Source organism: Pseudomonas sp. IT-93MI4, assembly GCF_949767635.1.
GTDB lineage: Bacteria > Pseudomonadota > Gammaproteobacteria > Pseudomonadales > Pseudomonadaceae > Aquipseudomonas > Aquipseudomonas putida_A.
In genome coordinates this window covers 303,515-328,814 of the sequence record NZ_CATKPP010000022.1, presented here as the reverse complement: position 1 = coordinate 328,814, position 25,300 = coordinate 303,515, and the positions used below count along the sequence as shown (strand labels likewise).

Genomic DNA, 25,300 nt, shown 5'->3' with positions numbered 1-25,300 from the left:
AAGGCGTCGGATCAGCCAAACTCTTATTGACTGACACATCGCTTTCGCGAGCAAGCCCGCTCCCACAGGGGTTGGTGTTTGTTGTTGAAAGCTACATCCAGCCACACTCCGCCATCGACAGCGGCTCGCCGTCGCCAATGATGAAGTGATCCAGCACCCGCACATCAATCAGATCCAGAGCCTTCTGCAAGCGCTTGGTCAGCTGTCGATCCGCCTGGCTCGGATCGCTGTTCCCCGACGGGTGGTTATGGCAGAGAATCACCGCCGCCGCGTTGTTGGCCAATGAGCGTTTCACCACTTCCCGGGGATGCACGCTGGTGTTATCGATCGAGCCGCGAAACAGCGCCTCGAACGTCAGCACCTGATGCTTGGAATCGAGAAACAGGCATCCAAACACCTCGTGTGGCTCGTGGCGCAGCATGGATTTCAGATAGTCCCGAACTGCCTGCGGATTCTCCAGCGCCGGTTTTTTACGCATGCGCTCGGCCAGGTGTCGCCGCCCCATTTCCAGCACCGCCTGCAACTGCGCGAATTTCGCAGGCCCCAATCCCAACTGTCCGCTGAACGCCGCAAGATCGGCCTCCAGCAACGCGCGCAGGCTGCCGAATTGCGTCAACAGGTGTCGCGCCAGATCCACCGCGCTTTTTCCCGTGACCCCGGTTCGAAGAAAAATCGCCAGCAACTCGGCGTCCGAAAGACTTCCCGAGCCCTGTTCAAGCAGCTTCTCCCGCGGCCGTTCCGCCGCCGGCCAATCGCGAATACTCATACACCTTCCTTGTCTGTGGGCACCGCTGTTCCGTAGCGGTCGCTGTGATATCGTAGCCCATCTTTTTTGCGGGCGAATTCACCCTGGGGAGGGGGTTTCGCCACGTATGTCACCCACGAAATGTAAAGGCAGACCTATGCAGCGGCTGTATCGGAAACGCATCGTTCTGGGCGTCGGCGGCGGCATTGCGGCCTACAAGAGCGCCGATCTGGTTCGTCGCCTGATCGACCAGGGCGCCGAAGTGCGTGTGGTCATGACCCATGGCGGCGCCGAGTTCATCACCCCGCTGACCATGCAGGCCCTGTCCGGGCACCCGGTTCACCTCGACTTGCTCGACCCGGCCGCCGAAGCGGCGATGGGCCACATCGAACTGGCCAAATGGGCCGATCTGGTGCTGATCGCCCCAGCCACTGCCGACCTGATTGCGCGTCTGGCCCAAGGCATCGCCAACGATCTGCTGACAACCCTGGTGCTGGCCACCGACGCCGTGGTGGCCGTCGCGCCAGCAATGAATCAGGCGATGTGGCGCGATCCGGCAACCCAAGCCAACCTGCAACTCCTTGAAAGTCGCGGCCTGAAGACTTTCGGCCCGGCCTCTGGCAGCCAGGCCTGCGGCGACGTCGGCATGGGCCGGATGATGGAAGCCACCGATCTGGCGCAGTGCGCGGCGGACTGCTTCCAGCGACAGGCGCTGACCGGCAAGCATGTGGTGATCACCGCCGGCCCGACCCAGGAAAACATCGACCCGGTGCGCTACATCACCAACCACAGCTCCGGGAAAATGGGCTTCGCTCTGGCCGAAGCCGCGGTGGAAGCCGGCGCCCGCGTGACCCTGATCAGCGGCCCGGTGCACCTGCCGACGCCGGATCGCGTCACGCGCATCGATGTGGTCAGTGCCCGCGACATGCTTGCAGCGTGCGAATCGGCCATCCCGTGTGATGTGTTCATCGCCTCGGCAGCGGTGGCGGACTACCGTCCGGAAGTCGTTGCCCCGCAAAAACTCAAGAAAGACCCTACAAGCGGCGACGGCTTCGTCCTGCAAATGGTGCGCAATCCGGACATCCTGGCCACCATCGCGACCCGTCCCGACCGTCCGTTCAGTGTCGGCTTTGCCGCCGAGACCGAACACCTGCTCGACTACGCTGCACGCAAGCTGAAAGACAAGAATCTCGATTTGATCGTCGCCAACGACGTGGCCAACCCGAGCATCGGTTTCAACAGCGAAGAAAACGCCTGCAGCGTGATCGACCGTGAGCTTCATGCCACTGTTTTCGCCCAGACCAGCAAGAGCAAGATCGCTCGCCAACTGGTCACTTTTATCGCCGAACGTCTGAACCAGGTCTAATTTACATGCACGCTTTGCAAGCCAAGATCCTCGACCCACGCATCGGTACCGAATTCCCGCTGCCGCAATACGCCACCCCAGGCTCCGCCGGCCTCGACCTGCGCGCCATGCTGGAACAGGACATCGTGATAAAGCCGGGTGAAACCGTGCTGATCCCTACCGGTCTGTCGGTCTACATCGGCGACCCGAACCTCGCCGCACTGATCCTGCCGCGCTCGGGCATGGGCCATAAGCACGGCATCGTGCTCGGCAACCTCGTTGGCCTGATCGACTCGGATTACCAGGGCCCGTTGATGGTGTCTTGCTGGAACCGTGGCCAGAACGACTTCACCATGACCGTCGGCGAGCGTCTGGCGCAACTGGTGTTGGTGCCGGTGGTGCAGGCGCATTTCGAAATGGTCGAAGAGTTCGTCGAAACCGAACGCGGCGCGGGCGGATTTGGCCATACCGGCACCAAATAACCCTGAAATATTATTGTGGCGAGGGGATTTATCCCCGATGGGCTGCGAAGCGGCCCCAAGACTTTTGGATCTGTTGCGCAGCCATCGGGGATAAATCCCCTCACCACAAAATTTGTGCATTTTCGGCAGCAGGTTTTAACACCGTAAATCAAGGTTTTGCCGGCCGCAAGCCACGCCAGCCGAGGCGTCATGGCCCTTTCACACCACGAACTCTCTGCGGAAAACGCCGTCATACCCTTCAGTTTGAGCCTGCCGCCGAGTGAATCGTCGGTGTGTCCCGCCACTTTCGAGATGGAGCATTTGTGCAGATGAGCACCCCCGCCAAGATCGCCCCGAAGCTTCCCGACAGCATCTTCCGCGCCTATGACATTCGCGGCACCGTGCCGGAATTCCTCAATGCCGAAACCGCTTACTGGATCGGCCGCGCCATCGGCTCACAGAGCCTGGCCCAAGGTGAACCGAATGTTTCCGTCGGTCGTGACGGTCGCCTGTCCGGCCCGGAGCTGGTTGCAGAACTGATCCGCGGTATCGCCGAGAGCGGCTGCCACGTCAGCGACGTCGGCCTGGTTCCGACGCCTGCGCTGTATTACGCGGCGAACGTATTGGCCGGCAAGTCTGGGGTAATGCTCACCGGCAGCCATAACCCGTCGAACTACAACGGCTTCAAGATCGTGATCGCCGGCGACACCCTCGCCAACGAGCAGATCCAGGTGCTGCACGAGCGCATCAAGACCAATGACCTGACCAGCGGTCAGGGCAGCGTGACCCAGGTCGAAATCCTTGACCGCTACACCACCGAAATCGTCAAGGACGTCAAACTGGCCCGACGCCTGAAAGTCGTGGTCGACTGCGGCAACGGCGCGGCCGGCGTGATTGCCCCGCAACTGATCGAAGCGCTGAACTGCGAAGTCATTCCGCTGTTCTGCGAAGTCGACGGCAACTTCCCCAACCATCACCCGGACCCGGGCAAGCCCGAAAACCTCGTCGACCTGATCGCCAAGGTCAAGGAAACCAACGCCGACCTCGGCCTGGCCTTCGACGGTGACGGCGACCGTGTCGGCGTGGTGACCAACACCGGCAGCATCGTCTACCCGGACCGCCTGCTGATGCTGTTCGCCCGCGACGTGGTGGCGCGCAATCCGGACGCGGAAATCATCTTCGACGTCAAATGCACCCGCCGCCTGGTGCCGCTGATCAAGGAATACGGCGGTCGCCCGCTAATGTGGAAGACCGGTCACTCGTTGATCAAAAAGAAAATGAAACAATCCGGTGCTCTATTGGCCGGTGAGATGAGCGGCCACATCTTCTTCAAGGAGCGCTGGTTCGGTTTCGACGACGGTATCTACAGCGCCGCACGGCTGCTGGAGATCCTCAGCAAGGAAAAATCCACCGCCGAAGAGCTGTTTGCGACCTTCCCGAACGATATTTCTACGCCGGAAATCAATATCCATGTGACCGAAGAGAGCAAATTCAGCATCATTGATGCATTGCACGACGCACAGTGGGGCGCAGGCGCCGACCTGACCACCATCGACGGCGTGCGAGTCGATTACGCCAAAGGCTGGGGCCTGGTACGCGCCTCCAACACCACTCCGGTGCTGGTGCTGCGCTTCGAGGCCGATGACGAGGCTGAATTGCAGCGCATCAAGGACGTGTTCCACGCCCAACTGAAACGCGTTGCACCTGATCTCCAACTACCGTTCTGATTCACCCGGAGCCCTGAATGACCCTCGAACGCGAAGCCGCCGCCCACACCGCCCAGGTCCTGTCCGAAGCGTTGCCTTACATCCGACGTTATGTCGGCAAGACCCTGGTGATCAAATACGGCGGCAACGCGATGGAAAGCGAGGAGCTGAAAACCGGCTTCGCCCGCGACATCGTCTTGATGAAAGCCGTAGGCATCAACCCGGTGGTGGTTCACGGCGGCGGCCCGCAGATCGGTGATCTGCTCAAGCGCCTGTCGATCGAAAGCCACTTCGTCGATGGCATGCGCGTCACCGACGCCGCGACCATGGACGTGGTGGAAATGGTTCTGGGCGGCCAGGTAAACAAAAGCATCGTCAATCTGATTAACCGTCACGGCGGCAGCGCCATCGGCCTGACCGGTAAAGACGCCGGGCTGATTCGTGCGAAGAAACTGACCGTCACCCGCCAGACCCCGGAGATGACCCAGCCGGAAATCATCGACATCGGTCAGGTGGGCGAAGTGGTCGGGATCAACACCGAGTTGCTGAACCTGCTGGTCAAAGGCAACTTCATCCCGGTGATCGCGCCAATCGGCGTCGGTGAGAACGGCGAGTCGTACAACATCAACGCCGACCTGGTGGCCGGTAAAGTCGCCGAAGCGCTGAAAGCCGAGAAGCTGATGCTGCTGACCAACATCGCCGGCCTGATGGACAAGTCCGGCACCGTGTTGACCGGCCTGAGCACCCAGCAGGTCGACGACCTGATCGCCGACGGCACCATCTACGGCGGCATGCTGCCGAAGATCCGCTGCGCACTGGAAGCGGTTCAGGGCGGTGTTGGCAGCTCGCTGATCATCGACGGTCGCGTACCGAACGCGATCCTGCTGGAAATCTTCACCGACACCGGTGTGGGCACGCTGATCAGCAATCGCAAGCGTCCGTAAGCCGTCGCGGAAACGAAAAGACCCCGCTCAGCCTGACTGAGCGGGGTCTTTTTTTGCCTGCGGCCTTCCATCTATTGTGGCGAGGGAGCTTGCTCCCGCTTGAGTGCGCAGCGCTCACAAGCTTTTCGGGTCTGCTACGCAGCCCAGCGGGAGCAAGCTCCCTCGCCACAAAAGCTCATTCCACAGTTCAGACGCCGAACTGGGCGCGATACGCTTCCACGGCGGGCAGATGCTGCTTGAGCTGCGGGTCGTCGGCGAGGAATTCCAGCACCTGGTTCAGCGAAACGATGCTGATCACCGGAATACCGAAGTCACGCTCGACTTCCTGGATCGCCGACAATTCACCGTTGCCACGCTCCTGACGGTTCAGGGCGATCAGCACCCCGGCCGCCTTGGCGCCCTCTTGGGAAGCGATGATCTGCATCACTTCGCGGATCGCAGTGCCGGCAGTGATCACGTCGTCGATGATCAGCACGTCACCGGTCAGCGGCGCGCCGACCAGGCTGCCGCCTTCGCCGTGGGCCTTGGCTTCCTTGCGGTTGAAGCACCATGGCAGGTCGCGGTCGTGATGCTCGGCCAGCGCGACAGCGGTGGTGGCTGCCAGCGGGATGCCTTTGTAGGCCGGGCCAAACAATACGTCGAAAGAAATGCCGCTTTCGGCGATGGCTGCCGCGTAGAAACGCCCCAGCTGCGCCAGGGCCGAACCCGAGTTGAACAGGCCGGCATTGAAGAAGTAAGGACTGGTGCGCCCGGACTTCAGGGTGAACTCACCGAAGCGCAAAACGCCGCGATCGATGGCAAAACGAATGAAATCGCGCTGATACGCTTGCATGAAAAAAACCCCAAATACCACGGATTTAGCTAATTAGCTTGACGCCGTGTATCATACACGCACGCGATTTTTGGGGCCATTTATGCGGATCATCAGTGTGAACGTCAATGGTATTCAGGCTGCAGTCGAGCGTGGTTTGCTCAGTTGGCTGCAAGCACAGAATGCCGACGTCATCTGCCTGCAGGACACCCGTGCCTCCGCCTTTGAACTGGATGACCCAGCCTTCCAACTGGATGGCTACTTCCTTTATGCCTGCGATGCTGAAGTCCCTGCCCAAGGTGGCGTGGCTTTGTATTCGCGGTTGCAACCGAAGGCTGTCATCAGCGGTCTCGGTTTCGAGACGGCCGACCGCTACGGGCGCTACCTGCAAGCAGATTTCGACAAAGTCAGTATTGCCACCTTGCTGCTTCCTTCGGGGATGAACGGCGATGAGGACTTGAACCAGAAGTTCAAGCTCATGGACGACTTCGGCAAGTACCTGGACAAACAGCGGCGTAAACGTCGCGAGTACATTTATTGTGGCTCGCTGTACGTTGCGCAGCAGAAGCTCGACATCAAGAACTGGCGCGACAGCCAGCAATCCCCGGGCTTCCTGGCGCCAGAACGCGCCTGGATGGACGAGATTGTCGGCAACATGGGCTACGTCGATGCCCTGCGCGAAGTCAGCCGCGAAGGCGACCAATACAGCTGGTGGCCGGACAACGAGCAGGCCGAGATGCTCAATCTGGGCTGGCGCTTCGACTACCAGCTGCTGACCCCGGGCTTGCGCCGTTTCGTACGCAGCGCACGCCTGCCACGTCAGCCACGGTTCTCGCAGCACGCGCCGCTGATCGTCGACTACGACTGGACGCTGACCATATAAGCGTCGATCCGTCGTTAAAAAATGCCCGTATCGCGAGATACGGGCATTTTTTATGCCGCGCCTGAAGCCGTCCTGACCTCAGACGGCGACAAAAAACGGCAAGGCCAGGTAAAGCTTGATGACGATCACGTTGATGATGTCGATGAAGAATGCACCGACCATCGGCACCACCAGAAACGCAATCTGCGAAGGCCCGAAACGCTGCGTCACCGCCTGCATGTTGGCAATGGCGGTTGGCGTTGCGCCCAGGCCAAAACCGCAATGCCCCGCCGCCAGGACCGCCGCGTCGTAGTTACTGCCCATCACTCTGAATGTCACAAAAATCGCAAACAGCGCCATGACCAACGTTTGCGCAGCCAGGATGATGAATATCGGCAGTGCCAACGCTGCCAGATCCCAGAGCTTGAGAGACATCAAGGCAATTGCCAGAAACAGCGACAGGCTGACATTGCCCAGCACCGACACTTCACGCTCGAATACCTGATACAGGCCCAGCGCCGATAGCCCGTTACGTAGCATCACCCCCACAAACAAAACGCAGACAAACGTTGGCAACTCGAATGCGGTTCCGTGCAGAAAGCCATTCAGAAGATTGCCAGCCAATAAACTGACCGCAATCAATGCCAGTGTCTCGATAAACGAAAAGGGCGTAATCGAGCGCTCTTTGTTCGGCTGCTCAAAACCCTTTGGCATCCGTGGCGTTTCTTGAAACTGGCAACCGGGCACCTCAACGCGCTTGATGAGCAGGCGGGCCACAGGCCCACCTATCAAACCGCCCAGGACCAAGCCGAAGGTTGCCGAGGCGATTGCAAGCTCGGAGGCCGAAGCAAGGCCGTACTTTTCACTGAATACCGTGCCCCACGCCGCCCCCGTACCGTGACCGCCCGCAAGCGTGATCGAACCCGTCAGGAGCCCCATCAACGGATCAAGACCCAACGTTTTGGCAAGGCCAATGCCCAAAGCGTTCTGAACCACCAGAAGCCCGGTAACCGCCAGTAGAAATATGCCGACTACGCGACCACCCTTTTTCAGGTTGGCAAAGTCTGCGCTCAAACCGATTGTGGCAAAGAACGCCAACATCAACGGCGTCTGCAGTGAAGTATCGAATCTGATTTCTATATCAAAAGTTCGCAATATCAATAAACCCAGCGCAACCACCAGTCCACCGGCGACGGGTTCAGGAATATTGTAATTACGCAGGAATCCGACTCGTGCAATAAGTCCACGCCCCAGTAATAGCACCAGAGAGGCGGCCACGAGCGTTCCATAAAAATCGAGCTGGATCATTGGGGATATTCTTGGCTATTTATTCATCAGGCGCACTTTTACCCGCGCACGCCTATTGAATCGGCTGATTGTCTCAACACTGATTGATGTGGAATTCAAGGGCCTTTGATGGCTTGAATATATCGAGATATTTCTGAAGCAATGTTGCGCGGAGCAACCTTAACAATCGACAAGTCCTGTTGCCAAGGACTGAGATTGCGTTAAAGCATTGCAGTTGTGACTAAAAGTGTAGGCGTTAGATATATAAAAAATATCCACTACCGCTTGTCGCAGATAGAACTGCTCCTACACGAAAGAGTAATTATTCGAGTTGCAAAAACACAAATGCCCTGACAAGTCAGGGCATTTAAATTAAAACTTTGCGAGTCACGGAGGCTTTGCATTGATCGTTATTTGATCAGTCGCCAAGTGAATGGATAACGGTAGGGAAAGCCTTCGTTCGCCTTCACCCCGGCAATGATCGTCAGCACCAATGCACCGATGGCCAGCAGGCCCAGCAAGAAGAAGCCGATGATCAACACCATCAGCAGCAGACAGATCGCGGCAGCAATCGCCACGGTGATCTGGAAATTCAGTGCCTCTTTGCCCTGAGCGTCGATGAACGGGTCGGTTTCGCGCTTCATCTGCCACAGGATCAGCGGCCCGATCAGGTTGCCGAACGGAATCCAGATCCCCAGCAACGCGGACAAGTGACAAAACATCGCCCATTGGCGAACCTCCTGGCTCGGCTTGGGCAGCAACTCTTGCTCATCACTCATCACGTCCTCCTTGCGGGTTGCGAACCTGCTCAGTCGGCCAGTGCAGCCTTTTGCAGTTCGAAGATTTCGTTCATGCCTTTCTTCGCCAGTTCCAGCATGGCGTTCAGATCTTCAGGCTGGAACGGCGCGCCTTCGGCGGTGCCCTGGACTTCGATGAAGCCACCGGTGCTGGTCATCACCACGTTGAGGTCGGTCTCGGCGGCGGAATCTTCAAGATAGTCCAGATCCAGCACCGGCTCGCCCTGATACATACCGACCGACACGGCGCCGATCATTTGCTTGAGCGGGTCGCCGCCTTTCAGGCCGCCGCGCTTCTTGATCACTTTCAACGCATCGACCAGTGCCACCATCGCGCCGGTGATGGACGCGGTGCGGGTGCCGCCGTCAGCCTGGATCACGTCGCAGTCGACGTACAGGGTGACGTCGCCCAGCTTGGACATGTCCAGCGCAGCGCGCAGGGAACGACCGATCAGACGCTGGATTTCCAGAGTGCGGCCGCCCTGCTTGCCACGGCTCGCTTCACGCTGGTTACGCTCGCCAGTGGCGCGCGGCAGCATGCCGTACTCGGCGGTCAACCAGCCCTGGCCCTGGCCTTTGAGGAAACGCGGCACGCCGTTTTCGACGCTGACGGTGCAGATGACCTTGGTATCACCGAATTCGACCAGTACGGATCCCTCGGCGTGTTTGGTGTAGTTGCGGGTAATGCGGATCGAGCGAAGCTGATCGGCAGCGCGACCACTTGGACGTTTCATAGGGAATACCTGTACTGGGGACGGAAAACTGCCGAGCATTATAGAGCGCTGCACCGCGCCTGGGCACGGGTTAAAAATTCCGGCCGTCGACCCAGGGCCCTGAAACGCGCATAACCGACGGCCTGCAGCCCTTTGTCACACCGTGTGTTTGGGCGCATCCGCCGCACTGCGCTACAATCCTGCGCCTTTGCTGCCAGTCGGCTTAAATTCATTGATATCGAGCCTGCGGAACATCCCTTCTGCGCCGATCTGCATTGCGAGGTCACCGCCATGGTGCACAGCATGACCGCCTTCGCCCGCGTCGAGAAAGCCGGCGTCCAGGGCACCCTGAGCTGGGAGCTGCGCTCGGTCAACAGCCGCTATCTGGAACCGCACCTGCGCCTGCCGGAGTCGTTCCGCGACCTCGAGGGCGCCGTGCGTGAAGCCCTGCGTCAGGGCCTGTCGCGGGGCAAGCTGGAATGCACCCTGCGCTTCACCGAAGAAAGCACCGGCAAGCCGTTGCAAGTCGACCGCGAGCGCGCCGCGCAACTGGTCGCCGCCGCCGAAACCGTTGCCGGCCTGATCAAGAACCCGGCAGCACTCAACCCGCTGGAAGTGCTGGCCTGGCCCGGCGTACTGGTGGCCGACGCCACTGATCCACAAGCGCTGAACGCCGAGGCGCTGGCGCTGTTCAATCAAGGTCTCAAGGAACTCAAGGCCGGCCGCGAGCGCGAAGGCGCGGAGCTGGCACGCCTGATCAACGAGCGCCTGACTTCCATTGAAGAGGACGTCGTGACCTTGCGTGAACTGGTGCCGCAGATGCTCGCGACCCAGCGTCAGAAAGTCCTCGACCGCTTCACCGACATGAAGGCCGAACTGGATCCGCAGCGCCTGGAACAGGAAATGGTCATGCTCGCGCAAAAAAGCGATGTGGCCGAAGAACTGGATCGCTTGAGCACCCACATCATCGAAGTGCGCCGGGTGCTCAAGTCCGGCGGTGCCGCCGGTCGGCGCCTGGATTTCCTGATGCAGGAGCTCAACCGCGAAGCCAACACACTGGGCTCCAAGGCCTTCGATCCGCGCAGCACCCAGGCCGCCGTCAACCTCAAGGTGTTGATCGAGCAGATGCGCGAACAAGTGCAGAATATTGAGTAAGGCAACAGACATGACCCACAGCACCGGCACCCTGTACATCATTTCCGCGCCATCGGGCGCAGGCAAGAGCAGCCTGGTCAAGGCTTTGACCGATGCCAATCCGGAGATCCGCGTCTCGATCTCCCACACCACCCGCGCCATGCGTCCGGGTGAAGTGGACGGCGTGAACTATCACTTCGTGACTCGCGAAGAGTTCGTGAAGATGGGCGAGCACGGCGATTTCCTCGAACGCGCCGAAGTCTTCGGCAACTTCTATGGCACCTCGCAAAGCCGTCTGCAGCAAACGCTGGACGAAGGTCACGATCTGATTCTGGAAATCGACTGGCAAGGCGCCGAACAAGTGCGCAAGCTGATGCCGCAGGCACGCTCGATCTTCATCCTGCCGCCGTCGCTGCAGGCCTTGCACCAGCGCCTGACCAACCGTGGCCAGGACAGTGACGAGATCATTGATGGCCGGATGCGCGAAGCCGTCAGCGAGATGAGCCACTATGTCGAGTACGACTATCTGATCATCAACGACGATTTCGCCCATGCACTGGACGATCTGAAGGCGATTTTCCGCGCCAATCAGCTGCAACAGAAACGCCAGCAGGTACGTTTCGGCAAATTACTGGCCGAACTGCTCGGTTAATCAGCACTTCCCAAAACCGCTGCAAGCGCTTTACATTGGTGCTTGCAGCGCGTTGAAGGGTCTGGTCAAAAAATCAGCGCTTCCCTAATCGCTGGTGATTTTTTAAACTGCTCAGTCCGCTCGCCCAACCGGGCAGCGCGCATATTGCATTCGCTCCGAGGAATACCATGGCCCGCGTAACCGTTGAAGACTGCCTAGAACACGTGGAAAACCGCTTTGAGCTGGTCATGCTCTCTACCAAGCGTGCCCGTCAACTGGCCACCGGCGGCAAAGAGCCACTGGTCCAGTGGGAAAACGACAAGCCGACCGTTGTCGCCCTGCGTGAAATCGCAGAAGGCCTGATGAGCTACGAGTTCATCGCCGAGCAGGAAATCGTCCACGAAGACCCGGTCTTCGCTGCGTTCGAGGACGAGTCCAACGAGGCCGTCTAAGCCTATGCCTGGTCGACGTAGCACGGCGCGGGAACACAGCCTACGGCAGGAGTCATCATGCCGAGCATAGACGCCCTCGCCGATCGCTTATCGACCTACCTCGGCAACGACCAGGTCAACCTGGTCCGCCGAGCGTATTTCTACGCCGAACAAGCCCATGACGGTCAGCGCCGTCGCAGCGGCGAGGCGTACGTCACGCATCCTCTTGCGGTGGCGAATATTCTTGCCGACATGCACATGGACCATCAGAGCCTGATGGCCGCGATGCTGCATGACGTGATCGAAGACACCGGTATCGCCAAAGAAGCGCTGCAAGCGCAGTTCGGTGAAACCGTGGCCGAACTGGTCGACGGGGTCAGCAAACTGACCCAGATGAACTTCGAGACCAAGGCCGAAGCCCAGGCCGAAAACTTCCAGAAAATGGCCATGGCCATGGCCCGCGACATTCGCGTGATCCTGGTCAAGCTTGCCGACCGCCTGCACAACATGCGCACGCTGGAAGTACTGTCCGGGGAAAAACGCCGCCGGATCGCCAAGGAAACCCTCGAAATCTACGCGCCCATCGCCAATCGGCTGGGCATGCACGCGATTCGTATCGAATTCGAAGACCTCGGCTTCAAAGCCATGCACCCGATGCGTTCCGCGCGGATCTACCAGGCGGTCAAGCGCGCCCGGGGCAACCGCAAGGAAATTGTCAACAAGATCGAAGAGTCCCTCGGCCATTGCCTCGCGATCGACGGCATCCAGGGCGAAGTCAGCGGTCGCCAGAAACACCTCTACGGCATCTACAAGAAAATGCGCGGCAAGCGTCGGGCCTTCAACGAGATCATGGACGTCTATGCGTTCCGGATCATCGTCGACAAGGTCGATACCTGCTACCGCGTGCTGGGTGCTGTGCATAATTTGTACAAACCGTTGCCGGGGCGCTTCAAGGATTACATCGCGATTCCCAAGGCCAACGGCTATCAGTCGCTGCACACCACGCTGTTCGGCATGCACGGCGTACCAATCGAGATCCAGATCCGCACCCGCGAAATGGAAGAGATGGCCAACAACGGCATTGCCGCCCACTGGCTGTACAAATCCAGCGGTGACGAGCAGCCCAAAGGCACTCACGCTCGTGCCCGCCAGTGGGTCAAAGGCGTGCTGGAAATGCAGCAACGTGCCGGCAACTCGCTGGAATTCATCGAGAGCGTGAAGATCGACCTGTTCCCGGACGAGGTCTACGTGTTCACGCCCAAAGGCCGGATCATGGAGCTGCCCAAAGGCTCCACGGCGGTCGACTTTGCCTATGCGGTGCACACCGACGTCGGCAACAGCTGCATCGCCTGCCGGATCAACCGCCGTCTCGCACCGCTGTCCGAACCGCTGCAAAGCGGCTCCACGGTCGAGATCGTCAGCGCGCCAGGCGCGCGGCCGAACCCGGCGTGGCTCAACTTCGTGGTCACCGGCAAGGCACGTACGCACATCCGCCATGCACTGAAACTGCAACGTCGCTCCGAGTCCATCAGCCTCGGCGAACGCCTGCTGAACAAGGTGCTCAACGGTTTCGACAGCTCACTGGAGAAGATCCCGGCCGAGCGCGTCAAGGCGATGCTCACCGAATACCGCCTCGAACTGATCGAAGATTTGCTCGAAGACATTGGTCTGGGCAACCGCATGGCCTATGTCGTGGCGCGCCGCCTGCTCGGCGAAGGCGAGCAGCTGCCGAGCCCGGAAGGCCCGTTGGCGATTCGCGGCACCGAAGGTCTGGTGCTCAGTTACGCCAAATGCTGCACGCCGATCCCGGGCGACCCGATTGTCGGGCACCTGTCGGCGGGCAAAGGCATGGTCGTGCACCTGGACAACTGCCGCAACATCAGCGAAATCCGGCACAACCCGGAAAAATGCATCCAGCTCTCGTGGGCCAAGGATGTCACCGGCGAATTCAACGTCGAGCTGCGCGTCGAGCTGGAACACCAGCGCGGCCTGATCGCCCTGCTGGCCAGCAGCGTCAACGCGGCCGACGGCAATATCGAGAAAATCAGCATGGACGAGCGCGATGGCCGCATCAGCGTCGTCCAGCTGGTGGTCAGCGTCCACGACCGTGTGCACCTGGCCCGCGTGATCAAGAAACTGCGCGCCCTGACCGGGGTCATCCGCATCACCCGCATGCGTGCCTAATTCACACCTAACAAGGAGTCATACATGACCAAGACTGTTATCACCAGCGACAAGGCCCCAGCCGCCATCGGTACCTACTCCCAGGCGATCAAGGCCGGCAACACTGTCTACATGTCGGGCCAGATTCCTCTGGATCCAAAGACCATGGAACTGGTTGAAGGCTTCGAAGCCCAGACCGTCCAGGTGTTCGAGAACCTCAAAGCCGTGGCTGAAGCCGCTGGCGGTTCGTTCAAGGACATCGTCAAGCTGAACATCTTCCTCACCGACCTGAGCCACTTCGCCAAGGTCAACGAGATCATGGGCAAGTACTTCGATCAGCCGTACCCGGCCCGCGCCGCCATCGGCGTTGCTGCCCTGCCGAAGGGTTCGCAAGTCGAAATGGATGCCATCCTGGTCATCGAGTAATGCGCACGGCGCAGCCTTCAAACGCTGCGCCGACTGCTCTGCGGTAAAGAAAAGGTTTTGAAAGGATTCCACCATGCGCAAAGCGCTTGCTCTCTCGCTGCTCGCCATTTTCCTCGGCGGCTGTGCCAGCGACCCCGCCGACCGTGACATCAGCGGCACCTGGATCAACCAGGTGGCGATCGACGCTGCTGCCAAGGGCGGCCCCCTGCGCGAAGCGCTTCAGGCCTATGGCCCGAACCTGGAGTGGGACGTCAACACCAAGGCCGGTCAGGCCCGCTACACCAACGGTTTCGAGAACGTCGAAGGACGGCTGCAGGGCGAACAGTCCGGCGCCTGGAAAGTCGACTTCTATGGCAGCTCCGGCAGTGAGCTGAAACGCGACGGCGGACGGATGAAACAAGCCGCCACCGAGAACGAGCCGGATCAGTTGTTCGACCGCGCACAAATCCCCGTGCCGGAAGGCGCACCGATTGGCGCCAGTTTCGAACGGGCGCTGTATTCAGCGTACCTGGGCGGCAGCTGGAAGATTGCCAGCGGCGACGGCGAAGGCAACACCGTGCAGTTCCAGGCCGACGGCCAGGTCTCCGGTCTGCCCGGCGCCGACCGCTATGCCCTGTGCCTGGCAGGCGACTGCGCCTCGATGAACAGCGACCACGACAGCATGTGGCTGCAACTCAACGGCCAGGGCAACAACTGGATCTTCGCCCGCAAAGGCAAGGCGCTGGAGATTTTCCAGGCAGTGAATACCGCACTGGCGGATGAAATGCCGCAGTTCACCCCGGGTGAACGCAAGTGGTTGCTTGAGAAGCAGTAACCGCGCCTGAGAGCAACACATAACCCTGTGGGAGCGGGCTTGCTCGCGAAGGGGATGTGTCAGTCGACATCAATGTTGCCTGACACACCCTCTTCGCGAGCAAGCCCGCTCCCACAGTGGTTTGTGGTGTCTGGAAGTCAGCATTTACCTTCAAGAATCGCCGCATAGCCTTCACGGTAACTCGGATACTTTGGTGTCCAGCCCAGCGCCTTCGCCCGGGCATTGCTGCAGCGCTTGCTGCCGGTGCGGCGTACGCTGGCGTCTTCCGCCCAATCGGTGACACCCAGATACTCGCGCAGCCAGGCGACCACTTCGGCCAGCGGTGCCGGCGCATCGTCCACACCGATATAAACATCCTGCAACGGCGTGCCCTGATGAGCTGCCTGCAGCAGAAACGCCATCAGCCCCGCCGCGTCATCAGCATGAATGCGATTGCCGTATAGCGGCGGCTCGACCGCCACCCGATAACCGCGACGTACCTGGGTCAACAGCCATTCACGTCCCGGGCCGTAAATGCCGGTCAGGCGCACAATGCTCGCCGGGATGCCGCTGTTCAGCGCCACTTGCTCAGCTTCGAGCATCAGTCGCCCGGAGTATCCGCTGGCGACGGTCGCTGAATGCTCGTCGACCCACTCCCCTTCCTGCTGCCCGTACACGCTGCTGCTGGACACGAACAGCAGTCGCTCAGGCACCTGGCCAAAGTCATTCAGCCAGCTCAGCACATTCTGCAAACCCTGTACGTAGGCAGCGCGATAACCGGCTTCATCGTGATCGGTCGCCGCCGCGCAATACACCAGATAATCCACCGCCCCGAACGGCCAGTTTTCCGGGCAATCTTCCTTGAACAGGTCACCGGCGACGCCGATGACGCCATCCGGCAAACGCGAAACATCACGGCGCAGACCATGAACCTCCCAGCCGGCGGCCAACAATTGCGTAGCCAGACGACTGCCGACGTCACCACAACCGGCAATCAAAACAGAAGGCGCGGACATCAAAAAACTCCCAAACGAAAGGAACAGACTAGCCCTCGCAAAGGACGAACGGCTAGCAATCGTGGAAAAAAAGATACTCTATTACTTCTGTTAACAAGAATTACTTGCAATAATGCACCCCACTTTTGTTCTCGGCCTCACGAGGCCTGGAAGAGCATCAACCGTTTTCTACTTCAGGTCCGGCCAGCATGACACGTAATCAAAACCCCGCTTCGCCAACCAAACGACCTCGCGCCTTCAGCGCGGTGGCGGCCCTGCTGCTCAGCCTGATGCTGGCGCCGACCGCCGCCTTCGCCGATGCCCAGGCGCCAACCGCCCCGGCTGCCACCGAACAACACGCACCTGCCGCCGCCGCGCCAGCCGCCACCGACCCGGTACAGGCTGTAGACGCCAGCGCAGCAGACGCGCCTGAAGTGCTCGAACCTGACAACAGCTTGGGCATGGCCCACGACCTGTCGCCATGGGGCATGTACCAGAACGCCGACATCATCGTGAAAATCGTGATGATCGGTCTGGCCATCGCTTCCATCATCACCTGGACCATCTGGATCGCCAAAGGCTTCGAGCTGATGGGCGCCAAGCGTCGTCTGCGCGGTGAAATCGCTGCGCTGAAAAAAGCCGCGACCCTCAAGGAAGCCAGCGCCACTGCGGCAAAGGAAGGCACCCTCGCCAACCTGCTGGTGCACGACGCCCTCGAAGAGATGCGCCTGTCGGTCAACAGCCGCGAGAAAGAAGGCATCAAGGAGCGCGTCAGCTTCCGTCTTGAGCGCCTCGTCGCAGCCTGTGGCCGTAACATGAGCAGCGGCACCGGCGTCCTCGCCACTATCGGCTCCACCGCGCCGTTCGTCGGCCTGTTCGGTACCGTGTGGGGCATCATGAACAGCTTCATCGGCATCGCCAAGACCCAGACCACCAACCTTGCCGTCGTGGCGCCGGGCATCGCCGAAGCGCTGCTGGCCACCGCGCTGGGCCTGGTTGCGGCGATTCCTGCGGTGGTGATCTACAACGTGTTCGCCCGCTCTATCGCTGGCTACAAGGCGCAGGTGTCCGACGCTTCGGCGCAGGTCCTGTTGCTGGTCAGCCGTGACCTCGATCACCAGCCTGAGCGCAGCAGCTCGCAACCACACATGGTGAAAGTGGGGTAATCGGCCATGGGCCTGCATTTGAAAGAAGGCGCAGACGACGATCTGGCCGAGAACCACGAAATCAACGTCACGCCGTTCATCGACGTGATGCTGGTGCTGTTGATCATCTTCATGGTGGCCGCGCCGCTGGCTACGGTGGACATCAAAGTCGACCTGCCGGCCTCGACCGCCAAACCGGCGCCGCGCCCGGAGAAACCGGTGTTCCTCAGCGTTAAAGCTGATCAGCGCCTGTACATCGGCGACGACGAAGTCAATGCCGATACCCTTGGCGCCGTGCTCGACGCCAAGACCCAGGGCAAGAAAGACACCACCATCTTCTTCCAGGCCGACAAGGGCGTGGACTACGGCGACCTGATGAGCGTGATGGATAAATTGCGCTCGGCCGGTTACCTGAAGGTTGGTCTGGTGGGCCTTGAGAGCGCAGCCAAGAAATGATCACGACGCGCCATAAGCTGACGCGTTACAGCGGTAGCCTGGCCGTGGTGCTGGGCGTACACGCGCTGGCGATCGCGCTGGCGCTGAACTGGACCGCCCGCCCGCCCATCGAACTGCCGCCGCAGGCAATGATGGTCGAGCTGGCACCGGTTCCGACCCCGCCACCGCCTGCTCCGCCGAAAGTCGTCACACCGCCGCAGCCACCGGCTCCGGTCGAAGAGTTGCCGATTCCGAAACTGGCTGAAGCACCCAAGGCCGAGATTGCCGTACCGAAGCCCAAACCCAAGCCAAAGCCGAAACCGCAGCCGCCCAAACCGGTGGAGAAAAAACCGGAGCCGGTGAAGGAAAAACCTTCCGAGGAAAAACCGGCGGAGACGCAGCCGACCCAGGCACCGACGGAGAAATCCGCCCAGCCGGCACCGGGACCGTCGCCCGCACAAATGGCCGCCAAGGCCAGCTGGCAAAACACCCTGCTCGCGCACTTGGGCAAGTACAAGAAGTATCCGGCCAGTGCGCAGGCTCGCGGCAAGGAAGGCTTGAACCGTCTGCGTTTCGTCGTCGACGCTGAAGGCAATGTGTTGTCGTTCGAACTGGTGGGCCGCTCGGGCAACGCCGATCTGGACCGGGCCACCCTGGAAATGATCCGCCGCGCACAACCGCTGCCCAAGCCACCGGCGGACATGCTCAACAACGGCTCAATCGAAATTGTCGCGCCGTTTGTGTACTCGCTGGATAAACGCCGCTGATCCAATGTGGGAGCGGACTTGCTCGCGAAAGCGTCGTGTCAGTCGACATCCATGGATCTGACACACCGCATTCGCGAGCAAGCCCGCTCCCACAGGGTCGACAGTGGCAACGAAAAGGCACCGAAAGGTGCCTTTTGCCTATCTGGCAACGGCAAACTCACATTGCCCGGTGTCGCATTCCTCACTCAGTCTGATAACGTGCGTCTATCGATTGCAGCCGTTATGCTTGGCCCGCAACTTCATGGACGCTTGCTATGACCCTCACAGAATTACGCTACATCGTTACCCTCGCCCAAGAGCAGCACTTCGGCCACGCCGCCGAGCGTTGCCACGTCAGCCAGCCGACCCTGTCGGTGGGCGTGAAAAAACTTGAAGACGAACTCGGTGTGCTGATTTTCGAGCGCAGTAAAAGCGCCGTGCGCCTGACCCCGGTCGGCGAAGGCATCGTCGCCCAGGCGCAGAAAGTCCTGGAACAGGCGCAAGGCATCCGTGAACTGGCCCAGGCCGGCAAGAACCAGCTGACCGCCCCGCTGAAAGTCGGCGCGATCTACACCGTCGGGCCGTACCTGTTCCCGCACCTGATTCCACAACTGCACCGGGTCGCCCCGCAGATGCCGTTGTACATCGAAGAAAACTTCACCCACGTGCTGCGCGACAAACTGCGCAACGGCGAGCTCGACGCCATCATCATCGCCCTGCCGTTCAACGAAGCCGACGTACTGACCCTGCCGCTGTACGACGAGCCGTTCTACGTCTTGATGCCGGCCCAGCACCCGTGGACGCAAAAAGAATCCATCGACCCGGGCCTGCTCAACGACAAGAGCCTGCTGCTGCTCGGCGAAGGCCACTGCTTCCGCGACCAGGTGCTCGAAGCCTGCCCGACCCTGACCAAGGGCAACGACGGCGCCAAGCACACCACGGTGGAATCCAGCTCGCTGGAGACCATCCGCCACATGGTCGCCTCCGGCCTGGGGATCTCGATCCTGCCGTTGTCGGCTGTCGACAGCCATCACTACGCCCCGGGCGTGATCGAAGTACGCCCGCTGTCGGCGCCGGTGCCATTCCGCACCGTGGCGATTGCCTGGCGCGCGAGCTTCCCGCGGCCGAAAGCCATCGAGATCCTCGCCGACTCTGTTCGCCTGTGCTCGGTGGCCAAGCCCGCCGCACCGGTCACGGCCGGTTAAGCCAGGGTCATGACCGAGCTGTCGCAAGTGTCGGTGACGGCACTCAAGGGTGTCGGCGAAGCCATGGCCGAGAAACTGGCCAAGGTCGGCCTGGAGAATCTCCAGGACGTGCTGTTTCACCTGCCGCTGCGTTATCAGGATCGCACCCGCGTGGTGCCGATCGGCCACTTGCGCCCGGGCCAGGACGCCGTGGTCGAAGGCACCGTCAGCGGTGCCGACGTGGTCATGGGCCGGCGTCGCAGCCTCGTCGTGCGCATGCAGGACGGCACCGGCGGCCTGAGCCTGCGCTTCTACCATTTCAGCAACGCGCAGAAAGAAGGCCTCAAGCGCGGCACGCGGATTCGCTGCTACGGCGAAGTACGGCCCGGCGCTTCGGGGCTGGAAATCTACCACCCGGAATACCGCGCCATCACCGGTGACGAACCGCCGCCCGTGGATGAAACCCTGACCCCGGTCTACCCGCTCACCGAAGGCCTGACCCAACAGCGCCTGCGCCAGTTGTGCATGCAGACCCTGACGCTGCTCAAGCCAAACACCCTGCCCGACTGGCTGCCGACCGAACTGGCCCGCGACTACCAACTGGCGCCGCTGGCCGATGCGATCCGCTACCTGCACAACCCGCCCGCCGATGCCGATGTCGATGAGCTGGCCCTCGGTCATCACTGGGCCCAGCATCGGCTGGCCTTCGAAGAACTGCTGACCCATCAACTGTCGCAACAACGTCTGCGCGAAAGCATGCGTTCCCTGCGCGCGCCAGCGATGCCGAAGGCGAAAAAGCTGCCGCCGAAATACCTGGCCAACCTCGGCTTCAACCCGACCGGCGCGCAACAACGCGTGGGCAACGAAATCGCCTACGACCTCAGCCAGCACGAACCGATGCTGCGGCTGATTCAGGGCGATGTTGGCGCGGGCAAAACCGTGGTCGCCGCCCTCGCGGCACTGCAAGCGCTGGAGGCCGGTTATCAGGTCGCGCTGATGGCGCCGACCGAGATCCTTGCCGAGCAACACTTCATCACCTTCAAGCGCTGGCTCGAACCGCTGGGCATCGACGTCGCATGGCTGGCAGGCAAGCTCAAGGGCAAGAATCGCGTCGCCGCGCTGGAACAGATCGCCAGCGGCACGCCGATGGTGGTCGGCACCCACGCGCTGTTCCAGGACGAAGTGCAATTCAAGAACCTGGCGTTGGTGATCATCGACGAACAACACCGCTTCGGCGTGCAACAGCGTCTGGCGCTACGGCAGAAAGGCGTCGGCGGGCGCATGTGTCCGCACCAACTGATCATGACCGCCACGCCGATCCCCCGCACGCTGGCGATGAGCGCCTACGCCGACCTCGACACCTCGATCCTCGACGAACTGCCGCCCGGTCGCACCCCGGTCAACACCGTACTGGTCACCGACACCCGTCGCGTCGAAGTCATCGAACGGGTGCGCAGCGCCTGCGCCGAAGGGCGTCAGGCCTATTGGGTGTGCACGCTGATCGAAGAGTCGGAAGAGCTGACCTGTCAGGCCGCCGAAACCACGTTCGAAGACCTCACCGCCGCCCTCGGCGAGCTGAAAGTCGGGCTGATCCACGGGCGCATGAAACCTGCCGAGAAAGCAGCGGTCATGGCCGAATTCAAGGCCGGCAACCTGCAACTGCTGGTCGCCACCACCGTGATCGAAGTCGGCGTCGACGTGCCCAACGCAAGCCTGATGATCATCGAAAACCCTGAGCGTCTGGGCCTCGCGCAGTTGCACCAATTGCGTGGCCGCGTTGGCCGGGGCAGCGCGGTCAGCCATTGCGTGCTGCTCTACCATCCGCCGCTGTCGCAGATCGGCCGCCAGCGCCTGGGCATTATGCGCGAGACCAACGACGGTTTCGTCATCGCCGAAAAAGACCTCGAACTGCGCGGCCCCGGGGAAATGCTCGGCACCCGTCAGACCGGCCTGCTGCAATTCAAGGTCGCCGACCTGATGCGCGACGCCGACCTGCTGCCCGCCGTGCGCGATGCTGCGCAAGCGCTGCTGGAACGCTGGCCGACTCACGTCAGCCCATTGCTCGACCGCTGGTTGCGCCACGGGCAGCAATACGGCCAAGTGTGAGCACCGTCGCAGTTTGTGCAGGATCGTTCCTACAGAGCTGGTTATACTCCTGCCATTGTTTCAAAAACGGATACAGACCATGACTGACGCAGCTCTCGCCCCTGAACTTCCGCACGCGCCGTCTGTAATTCGGCTGCTGCTCGGCAAGCTGGGGATCGCCTACGAAGAAGTGCTCGACCACCACGGCCTCAACGCTTCGCGCAAGGTACAAGCCGTGTTGCTGGACGATGCCGTCGGCGCGCTGATGGTGCTGTTTCCGCAGAGCCAGTTGCTCGACCTCAACCGCCTCGCCGAACTCACTGGCCGACGCCTGACCGCCGTGTCCACCGAGCGCCTGGAAAAGATGCTCGGCAAACACAGCCTGAGCCTGCTGCCGGGCCTGCCGGCGCTGACCAGTTCGCCGTGTCTCTACGAAGAGAGCCTGCTGCGCGAACCGAAGCTGCTGATCAACTCCGGCGAGCCGGGCCTGCTGCTGGAAATCACCAGCGAAGCCTTCAAGAGCATGCTGACCAAGGCCAGCGCCGCCAACTTCGGCGAAGCCCTGAGCAGCATCCGCCCGAACCTCGACCGCCCGGACGATGACCGCGAGGAAATCACCCAGGCCGTGCAAGCGTTCACTGCACGCCGGATTCAGCAGCGTCTGGAAGCGACCATCGAGATTCCGCCGCTGGCCGAGACGGCGCAAAAAATCATCAAGCTGCGCGTCGACCCCAACGCCACCATCGACGACATCACCGGCGTGGTCGAAACCGACCCGGCGCTGGCTGCACAAGTGGTGAGCTGGGCGGCGTCGCCGTACTACGCCTCGCCGGGCAAGATCCGCTCGGTGGAAGACGCGATCGTTCGCGTGCTGGGTTTCGATCTGGTGATCAACCTCGCCCTGGGCCTGGCCCTCGGCAAGACCCTGAGCCTGCCGAAAGACCATCCGCAACACACCACGCCGTACTGGCAGCAATCGATCTACACCGCCGCCGTCATCGAAGGCCTGACCCGCGCCATGCCGCGCGCCCAGCGCCCGGAAGCCGGCCTGACCTATCTGGCCGGTCTGCTGCACAACTTCGGTTACCTGCTGCTGGCTCACGTGTTCCCGCCGCACTTCTCGCTGATCTGCCGCCACCTGGAGGTCAACCCGCACCTGTGCCACAGCTACATCGAGCAGCACCTGCTGGGCATCAGCCGCGAACAGATCGGCTCGTGGCTGATGCGCTACTGGGACATGCCCGATGAACTGGCCACCGCCCTGCGCTTCCAGCACGACCCAAGCTACGACGGCGCCTACGCCGAATACCCGAACCTCGTCTGCCTGGCCGTGCGCCTGCTGCGCGGTCGCGGGATTGGCTCCGGCCCCGACGAAGACATCCCCGACGCCCTGCTCGAACGCGTCGGCCTGACCCGCGACAAGGCAAATGACGTGGTCAGTAAAGTGCTTGAGGCAGAAGTCCTGCTGCGCGAACTGGCCTCGCAGTTCAGCCAGGCCTGAACCAAAACAGGCCCGCTCCCCCAAGGTTTACACAACCTCTGTGGGAGCGAGCCTGCTCGCGAAGAATTCACCACGATCCAACTGGCTCAGCGAAACCCTGTGGTGAGGGGATTTATCCCCGACCGGCTGCGCAGCAGTCGCAAACCCAGCCAACAGGGTGTGTCAGTTATATCGAGGTCTCAGGTTTTGGGGCCGCTGCGCAGCCCATCGGGGATAAATCCCCTCGCCACGACAGCCCATCTTCTCAAGCCCTTCTACTCAAGCCCTTCTACTCAAGCCCTTCTACTCAAGCCTTGGGCTTGGCCTTCCTCGGCTTCAAATACTTCATCAATCCCTGAAACCACATCACCAGCGCCGGATTCCCCTTCAGCTGGATCGACTTGTCCTGAATCCCCTGCATAAACGCCAGCTGCTTGTTCTTCGCCTGCATCGTGGCAAAGGCATAACCCGCATCCTGGAACGCAATCGCAAACGCCGGCTCCGTCACCACCCCAGACTTGCTGGTAACGCGCTGATTCTTCACCACGAAATGCCGCGCCACTTTCCCGTCCAGCGTCTGCAGCTGAAACACCAGATCCTTGTTACCCAACTGCTGCTGGAACGCAGGATTTGTCCGGCTGGCCTTACCCATCAACAAACCCATCATCCACAGAAGAAAACGAAATTTCATGCGCACAGCCTCAAAAGGAAAATGAACGGCCGGGGCAGTGTAAGGGATTCAGACGATAACGCCACTATCTGCCGCTATTGGAAGATGATGCAGACCATTTCCCGCACGATGACCGCCAAGTCACAACTCGGCACCCACCGTCCTACACCTGTTGAAACACATCCCTGTAGGAGCTGCCGAAGGCTGCGATCTTTTGATCTTCCAGCCTGCAAACCTATGGGAAATTTCCTGCAAAGTGCCGCGATACCTATGAACTAGGCAGGTTGGCAGTTCGTAGATAGCCTCTGTGTGTCGCCGCCAAATCGGTGACTCGGACGTGCAAGTCCGGTTCAGGTGCACATTCGTTGATGGCATTTCGCCGAGCGTTTTCCTATGCTCGCGGATCGTTATGGCGGCTGTGCGTCGGAGACCTTCGGGTCTGCCGGCCACCTGGACCGGTCTTGCACACCAACGCACAGCTGCCACCTATTTCGAAGTGCAAAGCGAATAGGTGTCGGCCTCACAACTCCAGGAAGCTGCACCATGATCAAACCAACACCCAATCCCCCCGAAACCCCAGACATATCGCCCTACGAATCGCTGGAATCCAAGAAATTCCACGAAGCCGCCGAACGCGCCCTCGACCACCACTTCAAACCGCGCACCGAATCCCAACCCAAACGCGAAACCGGCCTCTTTAGCCTCACCCCCGGCACCGACGCCGAAGCCCTCATGGCCAACGCCTCCGAAGACCTCCTGTCCATCAGCGCCATCGCCTGCGACCTCGCCGACGACCTCCACGGCTCCCGCCGCTCAGTAGCACTGGCCCTGAGCAGAATGGCGGACGGGGTGCGATTGATGGTGGAAGGGACGCTCGACCATATTGAAGTGCGGAACCTGGCGGCCAAGTCGTAGCGGGATTTGCGGATGAAAAAAGGGGACTTTAAGTCCCCTTTCTCAAGTACGTGAGTCACCACTGACAGCCTGTTTCAGGCAAAGCATTCATGTTGCTATCGTGTTCGAATATGTACTTCTTTCCGGACTTACGGTTTGTGTAAACGATTCCGTAAACGAAGGGATCCTGGCTCGCCATTACATAATCACCAGTCACAAGGCCTCCCGACACCTCCTCCCACTTCGTCGTGATTTCGGGGGGCCGATTAGGGTTCGGAAACTCTTCTTCCGAGCCTCCATAGACGAGAGTAAGCGCCTCTTTCGACTTACTGTACCTAACGCTCGCAACTTGCCATTTGGCGCTCGAGTCGTGATACGTCCGCAATTCAAAATTGCTGCTCTTACCCTCTTGTGAAC

General features: G+C 60.7%; 24 protein-coding genes and 1 pseudogene. 18 read left to right on the top strand and 7 right to left on the bottom strand.

The window, feature by feature from the left end; genetic code table 11:
- Nucleotides 1–91 precede the first annotated feature (91 nt).
- Nucleotides 92–766 carry a RadC family protein gene (radC, locus tag ACM6I7_RS13280; RefSeq protein ID WP_098966267.1) on the bottom strand — a complete coding sequence of 225 codons (675 nt, stop codon included), beginning with the start codon at nucleotides 764–766 and terminating at the stop codon, nucleotides 92–94.
- A gap of 136 nt (nucleotides 767–902) precedes the next feature.
- Between radC and coaBC the strand changes: the two genes are divergently transcribed.
- From coaBC to argB, 4 genes and pseudogenes are all read left to right on the top strand, one after another.
- Nucleotides 903–2,111: a bifunctional phosphopantothenoylcysteine decarboxylase/phosphopantothenate--cysteine ligase CoaBC gene (gene coaBC / locus ACM6I7_RS13275; RefSeq protein ID WP_003229480.1), complete on the top strand. Its 1,209-nt coding sequence runs from the start codon at nucleotides 903–905 to the stop codon at nucleotides 2,109–2,111.
- A gap of 5 nt (nucleotides 2,112–2,116) precedes the next feature.
- Nucleotides 2,117–2,572, top strand: coding sequence for a dUTP diphosphatase (gene dut, locus ACM6I7_RS13270; protein WP_047596787.1), 456 nt, complete (start codon nucleotides 2,117–2,119; stop codon nucleotides 2,570–2,572).
- Between the two features lie 329 nt (nucleotides 2,573–2,901).
- Nucleotides 2,902–4,278: pseudogene (locus ACM6I7_RS13265) on the top strand (phosphomannomutase/phosphoglucomutase); the annotation flags it as partial.
- A gap of 17 nt (nucleotides 4,279–4,295) precedes the next feature.
- A complete protein-coding gene (argB, locus tag ACM6I7_RS13260; protein ID WP_003229488.1) occupies nucleotides 4,296–5,201 on the top strand; it encodes an acetylglutamate kinase in 906 nt (301 codons plus the stop codon).
- A gap of 187 nt (nucleotides 5,202–5,388) precedes the next feature.
- Here argB and pyrE read toward each other — a convergent pair whose 3' ends face one another.
- Nucleotides 5,389–6,033: an orotate phosphoribosyltransferase gene (gene pyrE / locus ACM6I7_RS13255; protein ID WP_071172111.1), complete on the bottom strand. Its 645-nt coding sequence runs from the start codon at nucleotides 6,031–6,033 to the stop codon at nucleotides 5,389–5,391.
- Between the two features lie 82 nt (nucleotides 6,034–6,115).
- Between pyrE and ACM6I7_RS13250 the strand changes: the two genes are divergently transcribed.
- The gene (locus tag ACM6I7_RS13250; RefSeq protein WP_003229491.1) at nucleotides 6,116–6,895 is read left to right on the top strand and encodes an exodeoxyribonuclease III; all 780 of its coding nucleotides are present in this window, start codon (nucleotides 6,116–6,118) and stop codon (nucleotides 6,893–6,895) included.
- Nucleotides 6,896–6,973: 78 nt separating this feature from the next.
- Here the strand turns inward: ACM6I7_RS13250 and gltS are convergent, their stop codons facing one another.
- The 3 genes from gltS to rph form a co-directional block, all read right to left on the bottom strand.
- Complete coding sequence (gene gltS / locus ACM6I7_RS13245) at nucleotides 6,974–8,182, bottom strand: sodium/glutamate symporter (RefSeq protein WP_096796084.1); 1,209 nt, start codon at nucleotides 8,180–8,182, stop codon at nucleotides 6,974–6,976.
- 389 nt (nucleotides 8,183–8,571) lie between these two features.
- A complete protein-coding gene (locus tag ACM6I7_RS13240; RefSeq protein ID WP_003229492.1) occupies nucleotides 8,572–8,940 on the bottom strand; it encodes a DUF4870 domain-containing protein in 369 nt (122 codons plus the stop codon).
- A 29-nt stretch (nucleotides 8,941–8,969) separates the two neighbouring features.
- Nucleotides 8,970–9,692 (bottom strand): ribonuclease PH, encoded by a 723-nt coding sequence (rph, locus tag ACM6I7_RS13235; RefSeq protein ID WP_027610407.1) that lies wholly within the window; start codon nucleotides 9,690–9,692, stop codon nucleotides 8,970–8,972.
- A 270-nt stretch (nucleotides 9,693–9,962) separates the two neighbouring features.
- Between rph and ACM6I7_RS13230 the strand changes: the two genes are divergently transcribed.
- The 6 genes from ACM6I7_RS13230 to ACM6I7_RS13205 all read left to right on the top strand — a co-directional run bounded on the left by ACM6I7_RS13230 (nucleotide 9,963) and on the right by ACM6I7_RS13205 (nucleotide 15,270).
- Complete coding sequence (locus tag ACM6I7_RS13230) at nucleotides 9,963–10,826, top strand: YicC/YloC family endoribonuclease (RefSeq protein ID WP_102356281.1); 864 nt, start codon at nucleotides 9,963–9,965, stop codon at nucleotides 10,824–10,826.
- 10 nt (nucleotides 10,827–10,836) lie between these two features.
- Nucleotides 10,837–11,457: a guanylate kinase gene (gmk, locus tag ACM6I7_RS13225; RefSeq protein ID WP_003229498.1), complete on the top strand. Its 621-nt coding sequence runs from the start codon at nucleotides 10,837–10,839 to the stop codon at nucleotides 11,455–11,457.
- Nucleotides 11,458–11,624: 167 nt separating this feature from the next.
- Entirely contained in the window at nucleotides 11,625–11,888 is a 264-nt protein-coding gene (gene rpoZ, locus ACM6I7_RS13220; RefSeq protein ID WP_003229503.1) for a DNA-directed RNA polymerase subunit omega, read from the top strand.
- Between the two features lie 57 nt (nucleotides 11,889–11,945).
- Nucleotides 11,946–14,051 (top strand): bifunctional GTP diphosphokinase/guanosine-3',5'-bis pyrophosphate 3'-pyrophosphohydrolase, encoded by a 2,106-nt coding sequence (gene spoT / locus ACM6I7_RS13215; protein WP_007920338.1) that lies wholly within the window; start codon nucleotides 11,946–11,948, stop codon nucleotides 14,049–14,051.
- Between the two features lie 24 nt (nucleotides 14,052–14,075).
- Nucleotides 14,076–14,456, top strand: coding sequence for a RidA family protein (locus ACM6I7_RS13210; RefSeq protein ID WP_003229509.1), 381 nt, complete (start codon nucleotides 14,076–14,078; stop codon nucleotides 14,454–14,456).
- 73 nt (nucleotides 14,457–14,529) lie between these two features.
- The gene (locus tag ACM6I7_RS13205) at nucleotides 14,530–15,270 is read left to right on the top strand and encodes a hypothetical protein (protein ID WP_027610405.1); all 741 of its coding nucleotides are present in this window, start codon (nucleotides 14,530–14,532) and stop codon (nucleotides 15,268–15,270) included.
- Nucleotides 15,271–15,407: 137 nt separating this feature from the next.
- Here the strand turns inward: ACM6I7_RS13205 and ACM6I7_RS13200 are convergent, their stop codons facing one another.
- A complete protein-coding gene (locus ACM6I7_RS13200) occupies nucleotides 15,408–16,265 on the bottom strand; it encodes an SDR family oxidoreductase (RefSeq protein ID WP_414888708.1) in 858 nt (285 codons plus the stop codon).
- 188 nt (nucleotides 16,266–16,453) lie between these two features.
- Here ACM6I7_RS13200 and exbB point away from each other — a divergent pair, with 188 nt between their 5' ends.
- From exbB to ACM6I7_RS13170, 6 genes are all read left to right on the top strand, one after another.
- Complete coding sequence (gene exbB / locus ACM6I7_RS13195) at nucleotides 16,454–17,410, top strand: tonB-system energizer ExbB (RefSeq protein WP_150370062.1); 957 nt, start codon at nucleotides 16,454–16,456, stop codon at nucleotides 17,408–17,410.
- Nucleotides 17,411–17,416: 6 nt separating this feature from the next.
- Entirely contained in the window at nucleotides 17,417–17,845 is a 429-nt protein-coding gene (gene exbD, locus ACM6I7_RS13190; RefSeq protein ID WP_007962355.1) for a TonB system transport protein ExbD, read from the top strand.
- The gene (locus ACM6I7_RS13185; protein WP_095137707.1) at nucleotides 17,842–18,591 is read left to right on the top strand and encodes an energy transducer TonB; all 750 of its coding nucleotides are present in this window, start codon (nucleotides 17,842–17,844) and stop codon (nucleotides 18,589–18,591) included. The genes exbD and ACM6I7_RS13185 overlap by 4 nt, the downstream gene beginning before the upstream one ends.
- Before the next feature lie 254 nt (nucleotides 18,592–18,845).
- Nucleotides 18,846–19,775, top strand: coding sequence for a hydrogen peroxide-inducible genes activator (locus ACM6I7_RS13180; RefSeq protein ID WP_007962352.1), 930 nt, complete (start codon nucleotides 18,846–18,848; stop codon nucleotides 19,773–19,775).
- A gap of 9 nt (nucleotides 19,776–19,784) precedes the next feature.
- On the top strand, nucleotides 19,785–21,860 hold the full coding sequence (gene recG, locus ACM6I7_RS13175; RefSeq protein WP_027610400.1) for an ATP-dependent DNA helicase RecG: 2,076 nt from the start codon (nucleotides 19,785–19,787) through the stop codon (nucleotides 21,858–21,860).
- 79 nt (nucleotides 21,861–21,939) lie between these two features.
- Nucleotides 21,940–23,340, top strand: coding sequence for an aminoacyl-tRNA deacylase and HDOD domain-containing protein (locus ACM6I7_RS13170; RefSeq protein ID WP_097089483.1), 1,401 nt, complete (start codon nucleotides 21,940–21,942; stop codon nucleotides 23,338–23,340).
- Nucleotides 23,341–23,626: 286 nt separating this feature from the next.
- Here ACM6I7_RS13170 and ACM6I7_RS13165 read toward each other — a convergent pair whose 3' ends face one another.
- Nucleotides 23,627–24,010 (bottom strand): helicase, encoded by a 384-nt coding sequence (locus ACM6I7_RS13165; protein ID WP_414888707.1) that lies wholly within the window; start codon nucleotides 24,008–24,010, stop codon nucleotides 23,627–23,629.
- 522 nt (nucleotides 24,011–24,532) lie between these two features.
- Here ACM6I7_RS13165 and ACM6I7_RS13160 point away from each other — a divergent pair.
- Nucleotides 24,533–24,904: a DUF6124 family protein gene (locus tag ACM6I7_RS13160; RefSeq protein WP_027610398.1), complete on the top strand. Its 372-nt coding sequence runs from the start codon at nucleotides 24,533–24,535 to the stop codon at nucleotides 24,902–24,904.
- The last annotated feature ends 396 nt before the right edge of the window (nucleotides 24,905–25,300 follow it).